The organism is Mycobacterium sp. 1165196.3 (assembly GCF_001673415.1).
Taxonomy (GTDB): Bacteria; Actinomycetota; Actinomycetes; order Mycobacteriales; family Mycobacteriaceae; genus Mycobacterium; species Mycobacterium europaeum_A.
The window spans coordinates 19,199-40,700 of the sequence record NZ_LZLU01000276.1 but is presented as its reverse complement, the minus strand read 5'-3'; the positions used below and the strand labels follow the sequence as shown (position 1 = coordinate 40,700).

Here is a 21,502-nt window from a genome sequence, read left to right as displayed (position 1 = left end):
AGTTGGTTGTGGCCCGAGCGCCTGTTGACCCGCGACGACGCCGCCGAAATCGAGCGCCTGGTCCGCAGCCGCAGCTGCGCCAAATGGCTTGCCTCCGAAGACTTTTCCGAAACAATCGGCCACCTGCGCACGGCCATCCAGATCCCGGGGGCCGCGCACAGCGCACTGGAATATCAGCGCTGGGCCGTCCGCAGCCAGCTGCGGCTGCGGACCAGGCGCTCGATTTCGGCGGCGTCGTCGCGGGTCAACAGGCGCTCGGGCCACAACGGTATCTGGTATTGCAGCAGCGTCGGCAACAGCGCGTAACCCTGGTCGCGGCGCGTCAACGTCGATCGCCGCAACGCCGCCGGGTGCGGCGAACTGATCAGCGCGATCGCCGACACCAGCCGCGGATGCAGCAGGGCGGTGGCCCAGCAGCCCAGCCCGCCGTCGGCGTGGCCCACCAAAGTCGCCGAGGAGTGGCCCAGCGCCCGGATGAGTCCGGCCGCGTCGCCGGCCATCGTCCAGCCGTCGTAGCCGCGGGGCGGCTTATCGCTGCCCCCATAACCCCGCAGGTCGACGGCCACCACCCGCGCCCCGCGCAGTCCGCGCAGCTGATGACGCCACGACCACCAGAACGATCCGAAACCGTGCAGCAGCATCACCAGCGGGCGCGACGTCGCCGGCCGGGCGTCGGCATCGCCTGAGGCCTCGACGACGTGGAAGCGGATGCCGTTGGCGTGCACATCGTGATGGCGCCACGGCCCGTCGATGCGGGTTACCGACGGATCGGGCGGCGCCATCTACCAACCCGATGGATCGGCGGCGGCGCCGTTTGCGGGCTTCGCGTGCTTGCCCTGCGACTCGGGGAGCTGCCGGGCACCGCCGGGGGCCTTGTCGTGGCCCGGGGTGAGCGCGGTGCGCGTCTCCTTGACCGATTCGATCGTCTGGCGCGGTCCACGGATCCGGCGGACCTTGAGGAAGCCCAGCAGCGCCAACAGGGCGCCGACCACCACCATCACGCCGAACACGATGAGGTACGCCGCCCAGCGCCACAGCCAGGTGTCGAGCAGCTCGGCGATGAAGAAGAAGAAAAAGAAGGTGGAGTAGAACAGCACCACCAGCGCGGCGATGAAGAAGACGCTCCCGGTCAGCCCCTTTTTGACGTCCCGGGTAATTTCGGCGCGCGCCAGTTCGACTTCGGCGCGCACCAGCGTGGACACCTGGGTGGTGGCGTCTTTGATCAGGTCACCGATCGACGGCTCGGCGGATTTGGCATGCGGGTCGGTCAACGGAATGGTGGTCAGGGTGCTGGGCACACCGTTCTTGCCATCGGCTTTGCTCACAGACGGTCCTCTTTCGTCGTTGCCCGGCTCGCTGTCGTCGCGGTTCATGTTGCCATGCGGTGCCTGGACAGGAGAAGCCAGACGAGGCCGGCCGGGCACTGCGGCGCGGGGTTCGAGAGTGCCGAGGCCAGTTCGCTTCGCACAGAAGGCGGTCGGCGACGCCGCGCGGGCGACGCGCTTTGCAAAGCGACCATCACATGGTTGCCGATTAGACTCGGCCAAGCCGGTCGCGATGTCCGGCCGACCGATGGGAGTGGGGCCGTGCGGAGGGCGCACCGATGCTTCTTACTGGCGATGGTCGCCCTGCTCGCGGCTGTGCTGGGTTCGCCTGTCCGCGCCGCCGCCGCTGACGTCCGGATTCCGATCGGTGGCGGGGCCGGCATTGTCATCAACGGCGACACCATGTGCACCCTGACCACGATCGGCGGCGACGCCGCCGGCGAGCTGATCGGTTTCACCTCCGCGCATTGCGGCGGCCCGGGCGCCCAGGTCACCGCCGAGGGCGCGGAAAACGCCGGCGTGCTGGGCACCATGGTCGCCGGCAACGACAACCTCGACTACGCGGTGATCAAGTTCGACCCCGCCAAGGTGACGCCGGTGGCCAACTTCAACGGCTTCTTGATCAGCGGCATCGGGCCGGACCCCGCCTTCGGCGAGATCGCCTGCAAACAGGGCCGCACGACCGGCAATTCGTGCGGCGTCACCTGGGGCATGGGCCAGGCGCCGGGCACCATCGTCATGCAGGTCTGTGGTCAACCGGGCGACTCCGGTGCGCCGGTCACCGTCAACAATCAGCTGGTCGGCATGATCCACGGGGCCTTCAGCGACAACCTGCCGACCTGCGTCATCAAGTACATTCCGCTGCACACGCCGGCCGTGGTCCAGTCGTTCAACGCGATCCTGGCCGACATCAACTCCAAACACCGGCCCGGCGCGGGGTTCAGCCCGCTGCCGGGCTGAACTGCGGCGACTACTTCGCCGCCCTGATCGCGTCGAACACGCCGGGATCGAGCAGCGTCGAGGTGTCGCCCAGTTCGCGGTTTTCGGCGATGTCCCGCAGCAGCCTGCGCATGATCTTGCCGCTGCGCGTCTTGGGTAGCTCGGGTACGACGTGGACCTCGCGCGGGCGGGCGATCGGTGAGATCTCCCGGGCCACCTCGACGCGCAATTCGTCGACGATCCCGTCGTGCACTTGGGAATCGGAGCGCAGGACGACGAACGCGCAGATGGCCTGGCCGGTGGTCGCGTCGGTCGCCCCGACCACCGCCGCCTCGGCGACCGAGGCGTGGCCGACCAGCGCCGACTCCACCTCGGCCGTGGACAGCCGGTGCCCCGAGACGTTCATGACGTCGTCGATGCGGCCCACCACCCAGATGGCGCCGTCGCGGTCGTAATAGGCGCTGTCGCCGGCGAAATACCAGCCCTGCTCGGCGAACCGGGACCAGTAGGTCTCGACGTACCGCTCGGGGTCGCCCCAGATGCCGCGCAGCATGGACGGCCACGGCTGGTCGAGCACCAGGTAGCCGGTGACGTGCTCACCCTGGTGGATGCCCGGGACCAATTGCTCGCCATGGTCGTCGACGATCTTTGCCGAGATGCCCGGCAGCGCCCGCATCGCCGAACCCGGTTTGGCCGCAGCGACTCCGGGCAGCGGCGAGATCATCGTGGCGCCGGTCTCGGTCTGCCACCAGGTGTCGACGATGGGAAGGCGGTCGGCTCCGATCACCTTGCGATACCAGCGCCACGCTTCGGGATTTATCGGTTCGCCGACCGAACCCAGCAGCCGCAGGCTGGACAGGTCGTGCGCGTCGGGAATCTCTCGGCCCCACTTCATGAACGTGCGAATCAGCGTGGGCGCGGTGTAATAGATTGTCACGCCGTACTTTTCGATGATCTCGAAGTGCCGGTGCTGGCTGGGCGAGTCGGGCGTGCCCTCGTACAGGACCTCGGTGACGCCGTTGGCCAGCGGACCGTACACGCCGTAGGTGTGCCCGGTGACCCAGCCGATGTCGGCGGTGCACCAGAACACGTCGGTCTCGGCCTTGATGTCGAAGACGTAGTAGTGGGTGTAGGCGGCATGGGTCAGGTAGCCGCCGCTGGTGTGCACGATGCCCTTGGGTTTGCCGGTGGTTCCCGAGGTGTACAGCAGGAACAGGGGCTGCTCGGCGTCGAAGGGCTCCGGGGTGTGCTCGTCGGATGCGGCGCCGACGACGTCGTGCCACCACAGGTCGCGGTCGTCGTTCCAGGACACGTCAATTCCGGTGCGCCGCACCACAAGTACGTGCTCGATGGGGCTGTCCCCGTCGGGACCGGGCGCGACGGCCTCGTCGGCGGCGTCTTTCAACGGGGCCGGCTTGCCGCGGCGGAACTGGCCGTCGCTGGTGATCAGCAGCTTGGCCGAAGCGTCGGCGATGCGGGCCGCCAGCGCCTTGGCGGTGAAGCCGGCGAACACCACGCTGTGCATCAAACCCAGGCGCGCACAGGCCAACATCGCGATCACCGCTTCGGGAATCAGCGGCAGGTAGATCGCGACCCGATCACCGGCGACCAGACCGAGGTCGGTCAGCGCGTTGGCGGCCTTGCACACCTCGGCGTGCAGTTCGGCGTAGGTCAGGCTGCGGTGATCGCCGACGGGTTCGCCCTCCCAGTGGATGGCGACCCGATCCCCGTGGCCGGCCTCGACGTGGCGGTCCACGCAGTTGTAGGCGACGTTGAGCTTGCCGTCGGCGAACCACTTGGCGAACGGCGCCTGCGACCAGTCCAGCACCTCGGTGAACGGCGTCTCCCACGACAGCCGATTGGCCTGCTTGGCCCAGAACGCCAGCCGGTCCTGCTCGGCTTCGCGGTACAGCTCCTCACCCGCGTTGGCCTGCTCGGCGAACTGCGCCGGCGGCGGATAGGACGAGGGGCCTGCGGAATTGGTGGCGGTCACTAAGTTCTCTCCTGTAGTCGAGACTTCGCCGTTCGGCGGCCGTGCGCTGGTGGCCGAGTGCGAGCCTAGCCGGGTGAGGCGTAGCTGTGCGAGTGGTAGCCGTGCGCGCGAATCCGGGGTCAAAAGTGCGCCCGTGCCGGATAATCACCTCCTGTGCCGGGTCATGAGCGGGGCAGCCGCCGACTACTTGCCAGCTTTGCCACGGCCGCAACGATTTACGCGGTGGCCGCCGTGCCGGGTTGGCCCGCGTCGGCCATGCCGCTGGAGAGCGGCGACCAGGCCACGCCGTGCCGGTCGGAGCAGGTCGCCGTGACCGCCTCGCCGGCGGAAGGGGCGGTGGGTCATCGCGCGGTGACGCTGCTGTTCACCCTCGCCGGCGGCGCCGAACCGTGCACGCTCACCGGATACGCCTGGGTCGATTCGGGCGCGGGGGGCCCACTGATTCACGCGCGGCCCACGCCGCGCGGCTACTTGGGCGGGCTGCCGGCCGGCACCGACGTCCCGCCGACCGTGCTGCTGTCGATATCGGCGCAGGGGCAGGCCATCGTTGAGGGGATGGCGCTGGACGGCAGTGGCGGCGCGTGCCCCACCTACACCGACCTGCGCGTCAACCCGCCCGACACCGAAATGGTGCTGACGGTGGCGGCCACCATCGACGCCTGCGAATTGCAGGTGCATCCCATCACCGCGGTCTGAGCGGGGGTCAATCGGCTCTGACGAGGCAATAGACCCGCGCGGGAACGGGGTAGCCGACGCCCTTTTCGTCCGTCGCGCATTGGGTTCTGTCGGTGCTGCCGTCGATGCGCCGACTCACTCTGACCTGCACCCTGTTCGACCTGCCGCAGTCGCCCAACCTGATCGTCATCGCTTCACCATCACTGAGCATCAAATAGCACTGACCCTCTTTCAGGTTGACGGCAAAACACAGGATCCTCGTGTCGGTGGTGAAGCGGTCATAGACGGAGTGTTCTCGTTTGCCGTCGGGGCAACTGTCCGAGGCGCCGCCCTTGAAGGCGAGTTCATAGGTCGCCGCCGGGTCGGCGCAGCCGCGACTCGGGGTTGAATCGAAACGCTGTGCCTTATAGTCGCTTTCGGTGATGCAATCGCCAACCCGCAGGGACGTGTCGGCCCGGTGCGACTTACCCAGCCTCGCGGCGGTGACGGCGAGGTTCCCGAAGATCCCGAACGCCAGTAGCACGGCGCCGATGGTGATGAGGGTGGTGGCCGACTTGGGCGTCCGCGGTCGCGGCGCGTAGCCCGGATAAGCCGGATAGGGCGGCGCGGGGTAACCCGGCGGCGGGTAGGGGTAGCCGGGGCCGGCGGGGAAGCTCGGCGGGTATTGCGGGTAAGCCGGCGGCCGCCGGCGGCTGCGCGAGCGCGTCACCAGCCCGATGATCAGGCAGAGCAAACCGATCGCGGGGATGCCGAGCGCCGCGACCAGACGGCCCGCCTCATAGGCGGCCCCCTCGGAGGCCAGGGAAGCGACGGTCACCGCCCGAGTTTAAGTCGTGCGGGCCGGCCCGGGCACTTCACCGCCGCACGGCTTCAGGCCCTAGGGTCGGGTGTCATGCGTGCGATGCGGACCGCGTTGGCCTTGCTGGCCACGGTCGTCGTCGCGGTGCTCGTGGTCGCCTCGCTGGCCGGATGCGGTGGCGGCGTGCTCAGCCCGGATCTGGTGGTGGTCAACGGCGGGGAACCGCCGAACCCACTGATCCCCACCGGGACCAACGACAGCCTGGGCGGCCGGATCCTCGATCGGCTCTTCGCCGGGCTGATGTCCTACGACGCCGCCGGCAACCCGTCGCCGGAGGTCGCCCAATCGGTCGACACCACCGACAACGTCAACTACCGCATCGTCCTCAAGCCCGGCTGGACGTTCACCGACGGCTCACCGGTGACGGCCCATTCGTTCGTCGACGCGTGGAACTATGGAGCGTCGAGCACCAACGCCCAACTGCAGCAAAGCTTCTTCAGCCCGATCGACGGCTTCGATGCCCTCGCCGGCCCGGCCGGTGACGGAAAACCGGCGGCCACCACCATGTCCGGCCTGCGGGTGCTCAACGACCGGGAGTTCACCGTCCGGCTTAAGGTCCCCACCATCGACTTCAAGTTGCGGCTGGGCCACAGCGCGTTCTATCCCTTGCCGCAGAAGGCCTTTCGGGACATGGGCGCGTTCGGGCAGCACCCAATCGGCAACGGCCCCTACCAACTCGCCGACGGTCCAGGCGGGCCCGCATGGGAGCACAACGTCCGAATCGACTTGCGGCCCAACCCCGGTTACCACGGCAACCGCAAGCCACGCAACAAGGGGCTCAGGTTCGAGTTCTACGCCAACCTGGACACCGCCTACGCCGACCTGCTCTCCGGCAACCTCGATGTCCTGGACACCATTCCGTCCAGCGCGTTGACGATCTATCAGCGCGACCTGGGCGGCAACTCCGCCAGCGGGCCCGTCGCCGTCAGTCAATCGCTCGACACGCCATTGCGGTTGCCCCACTTCGGCGGTGAGGAAGGCCGGCTACGCCGGTTGGCGTTGTCGGCGGCCATCAACCGCCCGCAGATCTGCCGGCAGATCTTCAACAACACCCGCAGTCCGGCCCGCGACTTCACCGCTAGCTCGCTGCCGGGATTCGATCCCAATATCGCCGGCAGCGACGCGTTGGACTTCAATCCCGAACGGGCGCGCCAACTCTGGGCCCAAGCCGACGCGATCTCGCCGTGGAGCGGGCGCTACGCCATCGCCTACAACGCCGACAGCGGCCATCAGGAGTGGGTTGACGCGGTGGCCAACAGCATCAAGAACGTGCTGGGCATCGATGCCGTCGGCGTGCCGCAGCCCACCTTCGCCGGATTCCGCACCCAGATCACCAACCGCACGATCGACACCGCGTTCCGGGCCGGCTGGATCGGTGACTACCCGTCGATGATCGAGTTTCTCGCCCCGCTGTACGCCACCGGCGCGGGATCCAATGACGTCGGCTATTCCAGCCGCGAGTTCGACGCCGGCCTGGCCGCCGCCGAGGCGGCCGCCGACCTGCGGCAGGCCGACGCGCTAGTCAACGTCGCACAACGAATCCTGTTGCACGACATGCCCGCCGTGCCGCTGTGGTATTACATCGCCGTGCTCGGATGGTCGCCTCAGGTCAGCGCCGTCAAGGTCAGCTGGAACGGGTTGCCCGACTACGAGAATCTCGTCAAGGCTTGAACATGGGCTGGTACATCGCACGTCGGATCGCCGTCATGGTGCCCGTCTTCCTGGGTGCCACGTTGCTGATCTACGGCATGGTGTTCCTGCTGCCAGGCGACCCGCTGGCCGCCATCGCGGGGGACCGGCCGCTGACGCCGGCCGTGGCCGCGGCGCTGCGCGCCCGGTACCACCTGGATGATCCGTTCATCGTGCAGTACCTGCGCTACCTCGGCGGCGTCCTGCACGGCGACCTGGGCCGCGCCTATTCCGGGCTTCCGGTCAGAGACGTTCTTGCACATGCCTTTCCGGTCACCCTGCGGCTCTCGGTGATCGCCCTGGCCGTCGAGGCGGTGCTGGGCATCGGATTCGGGGTGATCGCCGGGCTGCGCCAGGGCGGCCTCTTCGACGCGGGCGTGCTGATCACCGGTCTGGTCATCATCGCGATCCCCATCTTCGTGCTGGGCTTCCTGGCGCAGTTCGTGTTCGGGGTGCGGTTGGGCATCGCGCCGGTGACGGTCGGGGAGCGGGCGACCTTCGCGCGGCTGTTGCTACCCGGAATCGTGCTGGGCTCGGTGTCATTCGCCTACGTGGTGCGGTTGACCCGATCCGCGGTGACCGCCAACGCGCACGCCGACCATGTGCGCACCGCCACCGCCAAGGGGTTGTCACGGCCGCGGGTGGTGACCGTGCACATCCTGCGCAACTCGCTGATCCCGGTGGTGACCTTCCTGGGCGCGGACCTGGGGGCGCTGATGGGCGGCGCCATCGTGACCGAGGGCATCTTCAACATTCACGGCGTCGGCGGCGTGCTCTATCAAGCCGTCACCCGGCAGGAGGCTCCCACGGTGGTCTCGATCGTGACCGTACTGGTGCTCATCTATCTGATCACCAATCTGATGGTGGACCTGCTCTACGCGGCGCTGGACCCTCGGATCCGCTATGGCTGAGCACTCCGGCTTCTGGGGCGAGACCTGGCGCAAACTGCACCGGCGTCCGAAGTTCGTCATCGCCGCCGCGCTGATCCTCCTCATCCTTGCGGTTGCGCTGTTTCCCGCGTTGTTCACTCACGCCGACCCCGGCTACGCCGATCCGAGCCAAAGCCTGCGCAGCCCGTCGGCCGCGCACTGGTTCGGCACCGACCTGCAGGGCCACGACATCTACGCACGCACCGTCTACGGGGCGCGCGCCTCGGTGACGGTCGGGCTGGGCGCGACGCTGCTGGTCTTCGTGGTCGGCGGCGCGCTGGGTGCGCTGGCCGGTTTCTACGGCGGCTGGATCGACGCGGTGGTCTCCCGCCTCACCGATGTCTTCTTCGGCCTGCCGCTGTTGCTGGCCGCCATCGTCCTCATGCAGGTGTTGCACCACCGCACGGTGTGGACGGTGATCGCCATCCTCGCGTTGTTCGGCTGGCCGCAGGTGGCCAGGATCGCCCGCGGTGCGGTGCTCGCGGTGCGGGGCAGCGACTACGTGCTCGCCGCTAAAGCGTTGGGAATGAGCAGGTTTCAGATCCTGCTGCGGCACGCGCTGCCCAACGCGCTGGGGCCGGTGATCGCAGTGGCCACGATTGCCCTGGGCCTGTTCATCGTCACCGAGGCGACGCTGTCCTACCTCGGGGTCGGATTGCCGCCGTCGGTGGTGTCGTGGGGTGGCGACATCAACCTCGCTCAGACCCGGCTGCGGGCCGGCTCACCCATCCTGTTCTACCCCGCCGGCGCGCTGGCCATGACCGTGCTGGCATTCATGATGATGGGCGACGCGCTGCGCGACGCGCTCGATCCGGCCTCGAGGGCGTGGCGGGCGTGACCGCCGGCGACGATGTAGAGCGCGGCGATGAGGCGGGGGCACCTCCCGCTTGCGGGGGAGAGCGGCGCAAAGTGAGCGGCGCGGCGTCCCCGCTGCTGTCGGTCGAGGGCCTGGAGGTCAGCTTCGGTGAGCACGCCGCGGTGTGCGGGGTGGATCTGCGCGTGCTGCCCCGCCAGACCGTCGCGGTGGTCGGCGAATCGGGATCGGGCAAATCCACCACCGCCGCCGCGATTCTCGGGCTGCTACCGCCGGGAGGCCGAATCACGGGCGGGCGCATCATGTTCGACGGCGTCGACATCTCGACCGCCGATCGCCGAGCGCTGCGCTCGATCAGGGGGCGGCACATCGGCTATATCCCGCAAGACCCGATGACCAACCTCAACCCGGTGTGGAAGGTCGGGTTCCAGATCCGGGAAGCCCTGCGCGCCAACACGAGCGATCGGGAAACGCGGGGGCGGGCGGTGGAATTGCTCGCCGCGGCGGGCATGCCGGATCCGGCCCGGCAGGCGGCCCGCTACCCGCATCAGCTGTCCGGCGGCATGTGTCAACGCGCGCTGATCGCGATCGGGCTGGCGGGCCGACCACGGCTGCTGATCGCCGACGAGCCGACGTCCGCGCTCGACGTCACGGTGCAGCGCCAGGTCCTCGACCATCTGCAACGGCTCACCGGCGAACTCGGTACCGCGCTGCTGCTGATCACCCACGATCTGGCGCTGGCCGCCGAACGGGCCGAGCACGTGGTCGTCGTCCACCGCGGGGTCGTGGTGGAATCCGGTGCCGCACAGTCGATTCTGCGCGCGCCGCAACACGAGTACACCCGGCGGCTGGTGGCGGCGGCCCCGTCGCTGGCGCGCCGGAGCCGGCCGGCCGCCACCCCGACCGAGGACATCCTCGTCGCCTCGGATCTCACCAAGGTCTACCGGGAGTCACACGGGGCGCCGTGGCGGCGCAGCGAATTCCGTGTGGTCGACGCGGTGTCGTTTCGGTTGCGCCGCGCGAGCACGTTGGCCATCGCCGGTGAATCGGGCTCGGGGAAATCGACGCTGGCCCGCATGGTGCTGGGCCTGCTCCAATCCACCTCGGGCACCGTCGATTTCGACGGCACCCGGATCGACGACGCGATGCCCCGGGATCGGCAGCTGGCCTTCCGCCGCCGCGTGCAGCCGGTGTTTCAAAACCCTTACAGCAGCCTGGATCCCATGTACTCGGTATTTCGCGCGATCGAGGAACCGCTGCGCATCCACCGCGTCGGTGACCGCAGGCAGCGCGCCCAGGCGGTGCACGACCTCGTCGACCAGGTGGCGCTGCCGTCGTCGGTGCTGGATCGGTTGCCCCGTGAGCTGTCGGGTGGCCAACGGCAACGGGTGGCCATCGCCCGGGCGCTGGCGCTGCGGCCCGACGTGCTGGTGTGCGACGAGGCGGTGTCGGCGCTCGACGTGTTGGTGCAGGCGCAGATACTCGACCTGCTGGCCGAGCTGCAGGCCGAACTTGGGCTGGCCTATCTGTTCATCAGCCATGACCTGGCGGTGATCCGGCAGATCGCCGACGACGTCCTGGTGATGCGGGCGGGCCGCGTGGTGGAGCAGGCGCCCACCGAGGAACTGTTCACCGACCCCAAGCACGAATACACCCAGCAGTTGCTCGACGCCATCCCGCGCCTGCGGTGAATCCGGCGGGGATAGGTTGTGAGGTTGTGACAGCAGATCCGCTGGCCCCCCTGATGGACCTGCCCGGCGTCGCCGAGGCCAGTGACCGCGCCCGCGAAGCGTTGGGCCGTGCCCACCGGCACCGCGCCAACCTGCGCGGTTGGCCGGTGACCGCCGCCGAGGCGGCGCTGCGGGCCGCGCGCGCGTCGTCGGTGTTGGACGGCGGCCCGGTCCGGCTGGAGGACCTCGCCGACGCGGGCCAGATCAGCGACCCGGTGTTCGCGGGGGCGCTTCGGGTGGCCCAGGCGCTCGAGGGTGGCGAAGGGCCCGTCGTCGCCATCTGGCGGCGGGCGCCGCTGCAGGCGCTGGCCCGCCTGCACGTGCTGGCCGCGGCCGAGCAGGTCGACGACGAGCGGCTCGGCCGCCCGCGCACCGATGCCGGGGTGGGGCCGCGACTGGAGTTGTTGGCCGAGTTGGTGAACGGGCGCACCCAGGTGCCGGCGCCGGTGCTGGCCGCGGTCGCCCACGGCGAGCTGCTGACGCTGAAGCCGTTCGGCAGCTCCGACGGTGTGGTGGCCCGCGCGGTGTCGAGGTTGGTGACCATCGCCAGCGGGCTGGACCCGCACGGGCTGGGCGTGCCCGAGGTCAGCTGGATGCGTCAGCCCGCCGCGTATCGCGACGCCGCGCAAGGATTCGCCGACGGCACGCCCGAGGGGGTGGGGGCGTGGCTGGTGCTGTGTTGCCGGGCGATGAAAGCCGGTGCGCAGGAGGCGGTGTCGATCGCCGACGCGATGTCGAACAAGTAGCTGAACCGGTTGCCGACGCCGGGAAAACGGGCACAAAAAGGTAGAGCGGGCGACGTTCCGAATGTTCGGTCCGCCGCCCGCTAGCACGGGGCTCGGTTACCAAGCGTGCATCTCGGGGCTGCGTGGGTTGGCCTCGGCGATCTCGCGACGCTTATGGTTGCAACCCCACCCAAAGGGCCGTCGATACCTTCCGCATTTTCGCAATTTCGCAGGCCCGCAACACTTCTGCCATCTTCGCGGCTATGACTCCGCGTGGGTGCCGAGCACCGTGCTGGGCGCCCGGGTCGGGAGAACGAACCTTCTCTTCCGGCTCGACCTTGGCCTTACCGGGCTTCCGTGGTTCCTTTGTACTACTAGACCCCTAGCACAGCAAGGCCCAATTGCGAAGGAAATCCCATGGCGCCAGGCGCACGTTTGCTGGGTCGCTAAAACGCGCTAAAAGGCGTAGCGGCGCAACAACGAATACGTCACCGCGCCGGCGGCCAGCGCGCTGATGCCCACCGCGGCCGTCGTGGCGATAGCGGCCCCGGAGGGCGCGGGGATGCGGTCACGCAACGACACCGGCCGGGAGAACGAGATCACCGGCCAACCGCGCTCCACGGCCTCCCTGCGCAACCCGCGGTCGGGATTGACCACGCTGGGATGGCCGACGGCCTCGAGCATCGGCAGGTCGGTGATCGAGTCGGAATAGGCGTAGCAGTGCTCCAGCGGGTAGCCCTCGCGCGCGGCCAGCTCGCGGATCGCCTGGACCTTGCCCTCGCCGTAGCAGTAGAACGCGATCTCGCCGGTGTACCGACCGTCCTCGACGACCATCCGGGTCGCCATCGCGTGGGTGGCGCCGAGCGCGCGGGCGATGGGCGCGACGATTTCTTCCCCGGAGGCCGACACCACCACGACGTCGCGCCCGCACAACTTGTGGGCCGCGATCAGGTCGGCGGCTTCGGCGAAGACCAACGGAGTCACGATGTCGTGCAGCGTTTCGTTGACGATCGACTTGACCTGTTCGACGTCCCAGCCGGTGCACATGTTGGTCATGTGGGCGCGCATCCGATCCATCTGGTCATGATCAGCACCGGAGAGCAGATAGATGAACTGCGCGTAGCTCGACTTGAGCACGGCGCGGCGGTTGAGCAGGCCCTGGTTGAAAAACGGTTTGCTGAAAGCCAGGGTGCTGGACTTGGCGATGATCGTCTTGTCCAGGTCGAAGAAGGCCGCCGTGCGGGCATGAGAAGCGGTGGTTGACGCCGATTGATCCGAGGCCGACTGCTCCGCGGTGGGGTCGAAGACGGTCACGGAACCAGCATAGGTCGGTGGTCCGGCAAGGCCGCCATCCCGCACCGGAAATGGCCGCTCAGGGGGTTCGGGACGCGGGCGAAGCGGTGTTTACGCGGCTCAAGCTGGTTTTCCAGAAAATGATCTCTTGCGTTACTCCGGCTTGTCATGTGTATAGTAAGCATTACTCGGCCTTGAGCCGAGGGTGTATCAGCCCGACCCCCCGGGGCTGATGCACGACGACCCTCGCCTCCTCCCCCCCTGGCGGGGGTCGTCCCTTTTCTACGGTCAGTTTTCTCGCTTCGCGGCGTCGGGCTCGGCTCTGCGTGCGTTGCGGGAAAGCGCGTGCGTCGTCGCTGGCGGCATGGCCCCGCGACGCGTTTGTGCACACTCGCGTCTCTATCCACAAATCCCCGTTTGGGACTGTTGTGCCAAGGTCACGGCCCCGCACAGTGGTCGGATGACCAGCGTCTCCGGAGCGGCCGATTCGGCGGGAGTGTTGGCGGTACTGGCGGACCCCGACCTGCGCGCCGAGTTGGATCGGGTGGCCGCGGCCGCCGGCGTTCGCGTGGTGCACGCCGGCGACGCGTCTCCGGTCAGCCGCAAGACGTGGGCCGCGGCCGCGGCCGTCGTGCTGGACGCGGGGGCGGCCGCTCGCTGCGCGCGATGGGCGCTGCCGCGTCGCGATTACGTGACCGTGCTGACCCCGGCCGAACCCGACACGGCGACGTGGGCGGCCGCCGTCGAGGTCGGGGCCGCGCACGTGTTGCGGCTGCCCGGGCAGGAAGCGGAGTTGGTCGGCGCGCTGGCCGACGCCGCCGAATCCATGCGCGACGACGGGTCGCGTGGCCACGCGGTCGCCGTGATCGGCGGCTGCGGTGGGGCGGGCGCCTCCTCGCTGGCGGTCGCCCTGGCCCGGACCGCCGGCGATGCGCTGCTGGTGGACCTCGACCCGTGGGGTGGCGGCCTCGATTTGTTGCTGGGCAGCGAGACCACTCCGGGGTTGCGGTGGCCGGACCTCGCGTTGCAGGGCGGGCGGCTCACCTGGTCGGCGGTGCGTGATGCGCTGCCACGCCACCGCGGAGTCAGCGTGCTGTCGGGCACTCGCCGCGGCTACGAGCTGGAGGCCGCGCCGGTGCACGCCGTCATCGACGCCGGCCGGCGTGGGTCGGTCAGCGTCATCTGCGACCTTCCCCGTCGTCTCAGCGACGCGACCCAAGCGGCGCTGAGCGCGGCCGACCTGGTGGTCGTCGTGACCCGCTGTGACGTGCGCGCGTGCGCGGCGACCGGGGCGCTGGCCCCGGTGCTGGCGTCCGTCAACCCCAACGTCGGCCTGGTGGTGCGGGGCCCGTCGCCGGGAGGACTGCGGGCGGCCGAGATCGCCGATCTCGCCGGGCTGCCGTTGCTGGCCGCGGTCAAAGCGCAGCCGCAACTCGCCGAACAGGCCGACCGCGGTGGCCTGCGGCTGGGGCGACGCTCACCGCTCGCCGCGGCGGCCGGCCAGGTGCTCGGCGTGCTGCCGGCGGCCGGCGTGCCGAAGGGCAAGGCGGCGTGAGCGGTTCGCTGATCGACCGCGTCCGTGAGCGGCTGGCCGGCGAGCCCGGCCCGCTCGGACCGGCGGTGGTGGCCGCGGCCATCCGGGCCGAGTCCGGCGGGATGCTCGGAGACACCGAAGTGTTGGCCAATCTGCGGGTGTTGCAGACCGAGCTCACCGGTGCCGGCATCCTCGATCCGCTGCTCTGCGCCGACGGGACGACCGACGTCCTGGTCACCGCCCCGGATGCGGTGTGGGTTGACGACGGCACCGGTCTGCGGCGCACCGAGATTCGCTTCCCCGACGACGCGGCTGTGCGGCGGTTGGCGCAGCGGCTGGCGCTGGCCGCCGGCCGCCGCCTGGACGACGCGCAGCCCTGGGTGGACGGCGAATTGACCGGCGTCGGCGCCGGCGGGTTCGCGGTGCGGCTGCACGCCGTGCTGCCGCCGGTGGCGGCCGGGGGCACCTGCATTTCGCTGCGTGTCCTGCGGCCGGCCAGCCAGGATTTGGCGGCGCTGATCGCCGCCGGGGCGATCGAGCCGGCGGCGGCCGCGCTGGTCACCGACATCATCGACGCCCGGCTGGCGTTCCTGGTCAGCGGTGGCACCGGCGCCGGCAAGACGACACTGCTCGCCGCGATGCTGGGCGCGGTGTCGCCGGCCGAACGGATCGTCTGCGTCGAGGACGCCTCGGAGCTCGCGCCGCGGCACCCCCATCTGGTGAAGCTGGTCGCACGCTGCGCCAACATCGAAGGCGTCGGTGAGGTTCCGGTTCGCCAGCTGGTCCGGCAGGCGCTGCGGATGCGGCCCGACCGCATCGTGGTCGGCGAGGTCAGGGGTGCCGAAGTGGTGGACCTGCTGGCCGCGCTGAACACCGGCCATGACGGCGGCGCGGGCACCGTGCACGCCAACAAGCCCGGTGAGGTTCCCGCCCGGCTCGAGGCATTGGGCGCGCTCGGCGGCCTGGACCGGGCCGCGCTGCACAGCCAGCTCGCCGCCGCCGTGCAGGTGCTGCTGCACGTCGAGCGCGGCCCCGCCGGCCGGCGGCGACTCGGCGAAATCGCTGCGCTGCAACAAGATCAGGGCCAGGTGCGGGCGGTCACCGTTTGGCATGCGGACCGGGGCATGACCGATGCCGCCCCGCAGCTGCAGCGCCTGGTACGCAGCCGGATGCCGGCATGAACGGCCCAGCCGCGGGTGCGCTGCTGCTGTCGCTGGCGCTCGTCGTCGCCGGGCCCTCGCCGCGACGGCGGCTGTCGACGTCCCGGCACCGGCGGCTCCCGGCGGCCGGACTTCGTGCGGCGGGCTGCGTCGCCGCGGGTATCGGCTGCGCCGTCGCCATCGCGGTGCCGCCGACCACCGTGCTGTGCAGCGCGGTCGTCGGGGCGACCGCGCTGCTGCGGTATCGGCGCCGCCAGCGCATCCGGCGCGCGACGGCCGAGGGCCGCGCGCTGCAGACCGCGCTCGAGGTGCTCGTCGGTGAATTGCGGGCCGGCTCGCATCCGGTGCGTGCGTTCCGCGTCGCCGTTGACGACACCGCCGGCGCGGTTGCGGTGTCGCTGCGGTCGGTGGCGGCGCGCGCCCGCCTGGGCGCCGACGTCGCGGCCGGTCTGGTCGTGGCGGGCCGCGCCTCGGCGCTGCCCGGGCATTGGGAGCGGCTCGCACTGTGCTGGCGGTTGGCCAGCGACAACGGGTTGGGCATCGCCACCCTGATGCGCGCCGCTCAACGCGATATCGCTGAGCGGCAACGGTTCTCGGACCGGGTGACCTCGAGCATGGCCGGTGCCCGCGCGACCACGGCGATACTGGCCGCGCTGCCCGCGCTCGGCGTGCTGTTGGGCCAGCTGATCGGGGCCGAGCCGCTGGGCTTCCTGCTGGGCGGGCGCGCCGGCGGCTGGTTGTTGCTCATCGGCTCGACGCTGGCCTGCGTGGGTCTGCTGTGGTCGGACCGCATCGCCGATCGAGTGGCGTCGTGAACCGATCGGGTGGCGGCGCATGAATCTGGCGGCGGTGCTGCTGGCGGCGGCGCTGTGGATCGGACCCGGGCCAACCCTGGTGCGCGGTCGCGCCGGAGTGCCGCTGCGCGGCGGTCGGCTGCGGCGACGCACCGGGTCGCCGCGCGGCCCGGATCCGCTGGCCGTCGCTTCCTGTCTGGACGTGCTGGCCGTGTGCCTGGCGGCGGGCATGGCGGTGTCGAGCGCCGCGGCCGCCGCCGCCCCGTCGGCGCCGCCGAATTTGGCCAGGGTGCTGCGCCGCGCCGCCGCTCTGCTGGCGCTCGGCGCCGATCCCGCTGTCGCATGGTCCGTTCCGTCCGGCGCGCAGGATGCGACCGACCCGCAGATCGATGCGCTGCTGCGGTTGGCCCGACGTTCGGCGTCCTCGGGTGCGGCGCTGGCCGGTGGCGTCGCCGAGTTGGCCGAGGACTCTCGCCACGGCGCCGCGCACGCGGCGAGTGCGGCTGCCGAGCGGGCGGGCGTACTGATCGCCGGACCGTTGGGCCTGTGCTTTCTGCCGGCGTTCGTCTGCCTGGGCATCGTCCCGGTGGTGGCCGGTCTGGCCGGTCAGGTTCTGCAATCGGGTCTGCTATGAAAAGAGAGGAAGTCATTGATACTCAACTTGTTTCGCGAAATCTCCGCGCGGCTGGCCGTGCTGGCCGCCGACGAGTCGGGCATGTCGACGGTGGAATACGCCATCGGCACCATCGCGGCGGCCGCGTTCGGCGCCGTGCTGTACACCGTCGTCACCGGCGATTCCATCGTCTCGGCGCTGACCAACATCATCGGTCGCGCGCTCAACACCAAGGTCTGACCGGAAGTGCCGGTGCCAGCACGGTCGAGGCGGCACTGGGCATCGCCGCCCTGGTTGTGGTGCTGGTGCTGTGCCTGGCCGGTGTCACCGCGGTGTCGATGCAGGTTCGTTGCATCGACGCCGCCCGCGAGGCCGCCCGGTTGGCGGCCCGTGGCGACGAACGCTCCGCCGCTGCTGCCGCTCGTCGGCTCGCGCCGGCCGGTGCGCGAGTGGACCTGCGCCGCGACGGGGAATTCCTGGTGGTCACGGTCGTCGCGCATTCGAAGGTGTTGCCCGCCATCGACATTGCGGCCAGTGCGGTCTCGGCGGCCGAGCCGTCGCGGTGATCGAGGCTCGGCCACGCTGGTCGCGGCCTGGATGATCGTGGTGTTGCTGACGGCGACCGGCGCGGGTGTGTACTTGGGCTCGGCGGTGGTGGCCCGCCACCGCGCGCAGGCGGTGGCCGACCTGGCCGCCTTGGCCGCGGCGGCAAGGCTGAGCTCGGGAGCGGACACGGCGTGCGCGGGCGCCACCGTGCTGGCCCACCGGATGCGAGTCGACGACATCGGCTGTGTGGTCGACGGTCTCGATGTCGTCGTCACTGCGCGGGTGGCGGTCGCGCTCGGCGGCGCGGCAAAGGCCGCCGCACGGGCGGGGCCCGCGGCCGGGGGATCCGACTAGGGCGCGGCGTCCGGCGTCGGCGACAATCCCGCGGAGGCCAGCTCGTCGTCGGTGGGCAGGCGCAGGGAGACCAGTCCGGCGTAGGTATCCGGCTCCAGTTCCACCCGGTTGACGGTGACGTGCACCGGCACCCAATCCCCGTCGTGCCCGGGCATCCGCAACACCCGGCTGGTGGCACCGCCGCTGAATTCCCTTGTCATGGTGGACATCAGGTCCTGGTCGTCGGGGTGCACCCGGGGCTTGCCCGTCTCGCTGCTGCGCCAGTCGTAGAAGGTGCAGGGCTCGTCGAGCCATTTCAGCAGCGACCAGGTGTTGAGGTCGATCAGCGCGCGGTGCACCCCGGCCTGGGCCAGGCCGCTGAGGATTCGCTGCGCGAGATCGTCGGTCGACACCTCCGGGCCCTTGAGTTCGGATTGCCAGTTAATGGCCCTCGCCACCAAATGCTCCCGGCCGTCGGGCCCCGGTTCCAGAACCGTGCGCGCGACAAAACCGATCCGGATCGACTCTCCCCGCCAGTCGGTGAGATCCCAGGTGCTGCACAGGGTTTGGTCCGGCTTGGCTTTGACCGCCATGGCCAGGACTTTGGTTTCGTTCGGGTTGAGTTCCCGCGACGGCAGGTCCTCGGCGAACGCCCTGCCGAAGGTGACCTCGACCTCGGGGTTCTTGCCGCTGTTGATCAGCGATTCGCGGGTATCGGTGGCCACGCCGAGCGTCAGGTCCCATTTCAACGGCCCCGGGACCGGCCGCTCGGGTGGTTCGGCGTCGGCGGGGCCGGTCCAGACATGCACGCCGTGGATGAATCCGTCCGACATCACCACCGGTTCGGTGCGAATGATGCGGTCTCGCTTGGGCGTGATGCTGGTCAGCGCCTGGCCGGTCTGCACCGACTCCGCTATCGCGGTGCGCACCGCGGCCAGATAGGGACTTCGGCGCAGGAACGTGGTGATGGGGACGAGATTCTTGAGTTGGCGGCCCTGCGCCACAACGGTGGGATCACCCCCGAGCGTCTCCACGAGCAACCAGTCGTGGGCCATGCGGCCGATTTTACGGTGAGGGCATGGATCAGTGGGAGTGCGGGCTTCGCCACATCACCCGGGGGGCGGTCGTCACCCGCCGGGCTCGCCGTTCCGTGGCCCCCGCGCCAGTTCCGCGAGAACCAGCTTCAGCACCAGCACCGCGCCCGCCTTGTCGAGGGGGTCGTTGCCGTTGCCGCACTTGGGGGACTGCACACACGACGGGCATCCCCTGGGGCACTCGCACGCCTCGATGGCGGCGGCCGTCGCGCCCAGCCAGGTGCGGGCCTGGCGAAAGCCCCGTTCGGCGAAACCCGCGCCGCCGGGATAGCCGTCGTAGACGAAGACGCTGGGCAGGCCAGGGGGATCGGGCCCGACGGCCGTGGAAAGGCCGCCGATGTCGCCGCGATCGCAACTGGCCACCAGCGGCAGCAACCCGATCGCCGCGTGTTCGGCGGCGTGCAAGGCGCCCGGGATCCGGATCGCCTCAATACCGTTGCGCTGCAACGCATCTTCGGTGATGGTGTACATCGCCGCCATGGTGGCCAAGGTGTGCTCCGGCATGTCGAGTTCGATGAAGTCGATCACCTCCCCGGAGAGCCGGCGGCGCAGATACCCCACCACCTGGTGGGTGACGCGCACCGGCACCAGGCCCAGGGTGACCGGCCCGTACGTCAGGCGCTCGCCGGCGCCGGTGACGGCGATGTCGGTGATCTCCCGTGCGTACGTCGCGTAACCGGGGTCCTCGGCGTGCACGAACGCGATGCCTTCCTCGGTGTCCAGCGAGTCGACCACGTAGCTGTCGCCCTGGTGCAGGTACACCGCGCCGGGGTGGACGGTGGCCGGCGCCCGACCCGTGTCGGCGCTGCCCAGCAACCTTCCGGTGTCGGCCTCCAGGATGACGATCTGGCCGCCCGCCGAGCCCCGGATGTCCACCGCGCCATGAGGTTCCAGGCCGGGCACCGGAAAGTACTTTCCGCTGCGCCGGCGCAGCAGCCCGTCATCGACCAGGCCGTCGGCCACCTCGGTGGCGCCGAGGGTGCGCACCTCGGCCTCGTCCAGCGGAAGTTCGGTTGCCGCGCACAGCAGCTGCGGACCCAGGATGTACGGATTGCCCGGGTCGATCACGACCCGTTCGACCGGCTTGTCCAGCAGCGCCGCGGGGTTGTGCACCAGATAGGTATCCAGCGGATCGTCCCGGGCGACGAGCACCACCAGCGCACCCTGGCCGCGCCGCCCGGACCGGCCGGCCTGCTGCCAGAACGAGGCGACCGTGCCGGGGAAACCGGCCAGCACCACCGCGTCGAGGCCGGCGATGTCCACGCCCAGCTCCAGCGCGTTGGTGGTGGCCAGCCCCCGCAGCCGGCCCTCGGCCAGCGCGCGCTCCAGCGCGGTGCGGTCCTCGGCAAGGTAGCCGGCCCGATACGACGCGACCGTGCGGGACAGCTCCGGAGCGATGTCATTCAGCCTCGCCTGCGCGCCGAGCGCGGTCAGTTCCGCTGCGCGGCGGGACCGCACGAACGTCAGCGTCTGAGCGCCCTCGGCGATCAGGTCGGCCATCACCCGCGCCGCCTCGGCACCGGCGGACCGACGCACCGGCGCCCCGTTCTCGCCGGTCAGGTCGGCCCGCAGTGCGGGCTCCCACAACGCCACGGTCCGGGCGCCCTGCGGTGACCCGTCCTCGGTGACCTCCTCGACCGGCAGCCCGATCAGCTCGGCGGCCGTCGCGCCCGGCGAATCCGTTGTGGCGCTGGCGAAGATCACCGTCGGTGACGACGAATAGCGGGCACACAACCGCAGCAGGCGGCGCAGCACCATCGCCACGTTCGAGCCGAATACCCCACGGTAGTAATGGCATTCGTCGACCACCACGAACCGCAGGCCACGCAGCAGGACGGCCCAGCGGGCGTGGTTGCGCAAGATCGACAAGTGGATCATGTCGGGGTTGGAGAACAACCACCGCGAGCGTTCCCGCGCGAAGCGGCGGACCTCCGGCGGGCTGTCACCGTCGTACGCGGTGGGGGCGACCCCGAAACCGGGATCGTGCAACCGTGGAACCGCCGCCGTCAGCGCGTGCGCGGCGCGCAATTGGTCGTGGCCCAACGCTTTTGTCGGTGACAGGTAGAGCACCCGGGCGCGCGGATCGGTCGCCAGCGCGTTGAGCACCGGAAGCTGGTAGGCCAGTGACTTTCCCGAGGCGGTACCGGTGCTGAGCACGACATGACGGCCCGAGTACGCCAGGTCGGCGGCCGCGAACTGATGCGACCACGGTGATTTGATCCCGCGTTCGGCGAACGCGCCGATGACGTCGGACTCGGCCCAGTCCGGCCAATCGTGCGGCCGGCCGCTGCGCGCCGGCAGTTCGGCGACGTGACGCAGCGGATGTTCGTCGGCCGCGGTTCCGGCGAGTGCGGCGGCCAGCAGTTCGCTGCCGAAACTCGCCATCTCACTTCCTCCGGGATCCGATTGTGAAATCGGCCTGCGAATCGGCCTTCGAATCGGCGGATGACACAAGTC

At 70.1% G+C, this 21,502-nt stretch carries 20 protein-coding genes and 1 pseudogene; 14 read left to right on the top strand and 7 right to left on the bottom strand.

The genetic code is table 11. The features are described 5' to 3' along the window. Nucleotides 1-191 precede the first annotated feature (191 nt). A pseudogene (locus tag A5659_RS26585) lies at nt 192-782 on the bottom strand (alpha/beta fold hydrolase); the annotation flags it as partial. Continuing rightward, nucleotides 783-1,325 carry a phage holin family protein gene (locus A5659_RS26580; protein ID WP_066878111.1) on the bottom strand — a complete coding sequence of 181 codons (543 nt, stop codon included), beginning with the start codon at nt 1,323-1,325 and terminating at the stop codon, nt 783-785. A 261-nt stretch (nt 1,326-1,586) separates the two neighbouring features. On the opposite strand from A5659_RS26580, the gene A5659_RS26575 reads away from it, so the two are divergent. Then, complete coding sequence (locus A5659_RS26575) at nt 1,587-2,285, top strand: serine protease (protein WP_156749396.1); 699 nt, start codon at nt 1,587-1,589, stop codon at nt 2,283-2,285. 10 nt (nt 2,286-2,295) lie between these two features. On the opposite strand, the gene acs is transcribed toward A5659_RS26575, so the two are convergent. Next, nucleotides 2,296-4,257 carry an acetate--CoA ligase gene (acs, locus tag A5659_RS26570; RefSeq protein ID WP_067140845.1) on the bottom strand — a complete coding sequence of 654 codons (1,962 nt, stop codon included), beginning with the start codon at nt 4,255-4,257 and terminating at the stop codon, nt 2,296-2,298. Nucleotides 4,258-4,410: 153 nt separating this feature from the next. Here acs and A5659_RS26565 point away from each other — a divergent pair, with 153 nt between their 5' ends. Next, nucleotides 4,411-4,953 (top strand): DUF4232 domain-containing protein, encoded by a 543-nt coding sequence (locus A5659_RS26565; protein WP_197498238.1) that lies wholly within the window; start codon nt 4,411-4,413, stop codon nt 4,951-4,953. Between the two features lie 7 nt (nt 4,954-4,960). On the opposite strand, the gene A5659_RS26560 is transcribed toward A5659_RS26565, so the two are convergent. After that, nucleotides 4,961-5,749 (bottom strand): hypothetical protein, encoded by a 789-nt coding sequence (locus tag A5659_RS26560; RefSeq protein ID WP_067185426.1) that lies wholly within the window; start codon nt 5,747-5,749, stop codon nt 4,961-4,963. A gap of 84 nt (nt 5,750-5,833) precedes the next feature. Here A5659_RS26560 and A5659_RS26555 point away from each other — a divergent pair, with 84 nt between their 5' ends. From A5659_RS26555 to A5659_RS26535, 5 genes are all read left to right on the top strand, one after another. Next, the gene (locus tag A5659_RS26555) at nt 5,834-7,462 is read left to right on the top strand and encodes an ABC transporter substrate-binding protein (protein ID WP_197498240.1); all 1,629 of its coding nucleotides are present in this window, start codon (nt 5,834-5,836) and stop codon (nt 7,460-7,462) included. Nucleotides 7,463-7,464: 2 nt separating this feature from the next. Continuing rightward, nucleotides 7,465-8,391 carry an ABC transporter permease gene (locus A5659_RS26550; RefSeq protein WP_067185418.1) on the top strand — a complete coding sequence of 309 codons (927 nt, stop codon included), beginning with the start codon at nt 7,465-7,467 and terminating at the stop codon, nt 8,389-8,391. Further along, nucleotides 8,384-9,247, top strand: coding sequence for an ABC transporter permease (locus A5659_RS26545; protein ID WP_066867621.1), 864 nt, complete (start codon nt 8,384-8,386; stop codon nt 9,245-9,247). Before A5659_RS26550 ends, A5659_RS26545 begins: the two co-directional genes overlap by 8 nt. 71 nt (nt 9,248-9,318) lie before the next feature. After that, a complete protein-coding gene (locus A5659_RS26540) occupies nt 9,319-10,914 on the top strand; it encodes an ABC transporter ATP-binding protein (protein WP_067185414.1) in 1,596 nt (531 codons plus the stop codon). A gap of 26 nt (nt 10,915-10,940) precedes the next feature. Then, nucleotides 10,941-11,699, top strand: a complete 759-nt coding sequence (locus A5659_RS26535; protein ID WP_066867614.1) for an oxidoreductase — start codon at nt 10,941-10,943, stop codon at nt 11,697-11,699. Between the two features lie 435 nt (nt 11,700-12,134). Here the strand turns inward: A5659_RS26535 and A5659_RS26530 are convergent, their stop codons facing one another. Next, the gene (locus A5659_RS26530) at nt 12,135-12,992 is read right to left on the bottom strand and encodes an HAD-IB family hydrolase (protein WP_066867610.1); all 858 of its coding nucleotides are present in this window, start codon (nt 12,990-12,992) and stop codon (nt 12,135-12,137) included. 439 nt (nt 12,993-13,431) lie between these two features. On the opposite strand from A5659_RS26530, the gene ssd reads away from it, so the two are divergent. The 7 genes from ssd to A5659_RS26495 are packed head-to-tail and all read left to right on the top strand — an operon-like array spanning nt 13,432 to nt 17,972. Then, nucleotides 13,432-14,526, top strand: a complete 1,095-nt coding sequence (gene ssd, locus A5659_RS26525) for a septum site-determining protein Ssd (protein ID WP_067185411.1) — start codon at nt 13,432-13,434, stop codon at nt 14,524-14,526. Next, a complete protein-coding gene (locus tag A5659_RS26520; protein ID WP_066867604.1) occupies nt 14,523-15,686 on the top strand; it encodes a TadA family conjugal transfer-associated ATPase in 1,164 nt (387 codons plus the stop codon). The genes ssd and A5659_RS26520 overlap by 4 nt, the downstream gene beginning before the upstream one ends. Beyond that, the gene (locus A5659_RS26515; RefSeq protein WP_067185407.1) at nt 15,683-16,480 is read left to right on the top strand and encodes a type II secretion system F family protein; all 798 of its coding nucleotides are present in this window, start codon (nt 15,683-15,685) and stop codon (nt 16,478-16,480) included. Before A5659_RS26520 ends, A5659_RS26515 begins: the two co-directional genes overlap by 4 nt. A 19-nt stretch (nt 16,481-16,499) precedes the next feature. Then, on the top strand, nt 16,500-17,093 hold the full coding sequence (locus tag A5659_RS26510) for a type II secretion system F family protein (RefSeq protein WP_197498237.1): 594 nt from the start codon (nt 16,500-16,502) through the stop codon (nt 17,091-17,093). Between the two features lie 18 nt (nt 17,094-17,111). Continuing rightward, nucleotides 17,112-17,312, top strand: a complete 201-nt coding sequence (locus A5659_RS26505) for a DUF4244 domain-containing protein (RefSeq protein WP_066867734.1) — start codon at nt 17,112-17,114, stop codon at nt 17,310-17,312. Next, nucleotides 17,309-17,638, top strand: a complete 330-nt coding sequence (locus A5659_RS26500) for a TadE family type IV pilus minor pilin (RefSeq protein ID WP_197498239.1) — start codon at nt 17,309-17,311, stop codon at nt 17,636-17,638. Before A5659_RS26505 ends, A5659_RS26500 begins: the two co-directional genes overlap by 4 nt. Further along, nucleotides 17,607-17,972, top strand: a complete 366-nt coding sequence (locus A5659_RS26495; protein ID WP_369829403.1) for an Rv3654c family TadE-like protein — start codon at nt 17,607-17,609, stop codon at nt 17,970-17,972. Before A5659_RS26500 ends, A5659_RS26495 begins: the two co-directional genes overlap by 32 nt. On the opposite strand, the gene A5659_RS26490 is transcribed toward A5659_RS26495, so the two are convergent. Next, complete coding sequence (locus tag A5659_RS26490; RefSeq protein ID WP_066867597.1) at nt 17,969-19,006, bottom strand: PAS domain-containing protein; 1,038 nt, start codon at nt 19,004-19,006, stop codon at nt 17,969-17,971. The two genes, A5659_RS26495 and A5659_RS26490, sit on opposite strands and share 4 nt — an antisense overlap. Before the next feature lie 72 nt (nt 19,007-19,078). Further along, complete coding sequence (locus tag A5659_RS26485; protein ID WP_067185405.1) at nt 19,079-21,430, bottom strand: DEAD/DEAH box helicase; 2,352 nt, start codon at nt 21,428-21,430, stop codon at nt 19,079-19,081. Nucleotides 21,431-21,502 lie beyond the last annotated feature (72 nt).

Coding starts and splice junctions, on each gene's coding strand:
- A5659_RS26555 (WP_197498240.1), top strand. CDS start 5,834: ATGCGGACCGCGTTGGCCTTGCTGGCCACGGTCGTCGTCGCGGTGCTC.
- A5659_RS26550 (WP_067185418.1), top strand. CDS start 7,465: ATGGGCTGGTACATCGCACGTCGGATCGCCGTCATGGTGCCCGTCTTC.
- A5659_RS26545 (WP_066867621.1), top strand. CDS start 8,384: ATGGCTGAGCACTCCGGCTTCTGGGGCGAGACCTGGCGCAAACTGCAC.
- ssd (WP_067185411.1), top strand. CDS start 13,432: ATGACCAGCGTCTCCGGAGCGGCCGATTCGGCGGGAGTGTTGGCGGTA.
- A5659_RS26515 (WP_067185407.1), top strand. CDS start 15,683: ATGAACGGCCCAGCCGCGGGTGCGCTGCTGCTGTCGCTGGCGCTCGTC.
- A5659_RS26510 (WP_197498237.1), top strand. CDS start 16,500: ATGAATCTGGCGGCGGTGCTGCTGGCGGCGGCGCTGTGGATCGGACCC.
- A5659_RS26490 (WP_066867597.1), bottom strand. CDS start 19,006: ATGGCCCACGACTGGTTGCTCGTGGAGACGCTCGGGGGTGATCCCACC.
- A5659_RS26485 (WP_067185405.1), bottom strand. CDS start 21,430: ATGGCGAGTTTCGGCAGCGAACTGCTGGCCGCCGCACTCGCCGGAACC.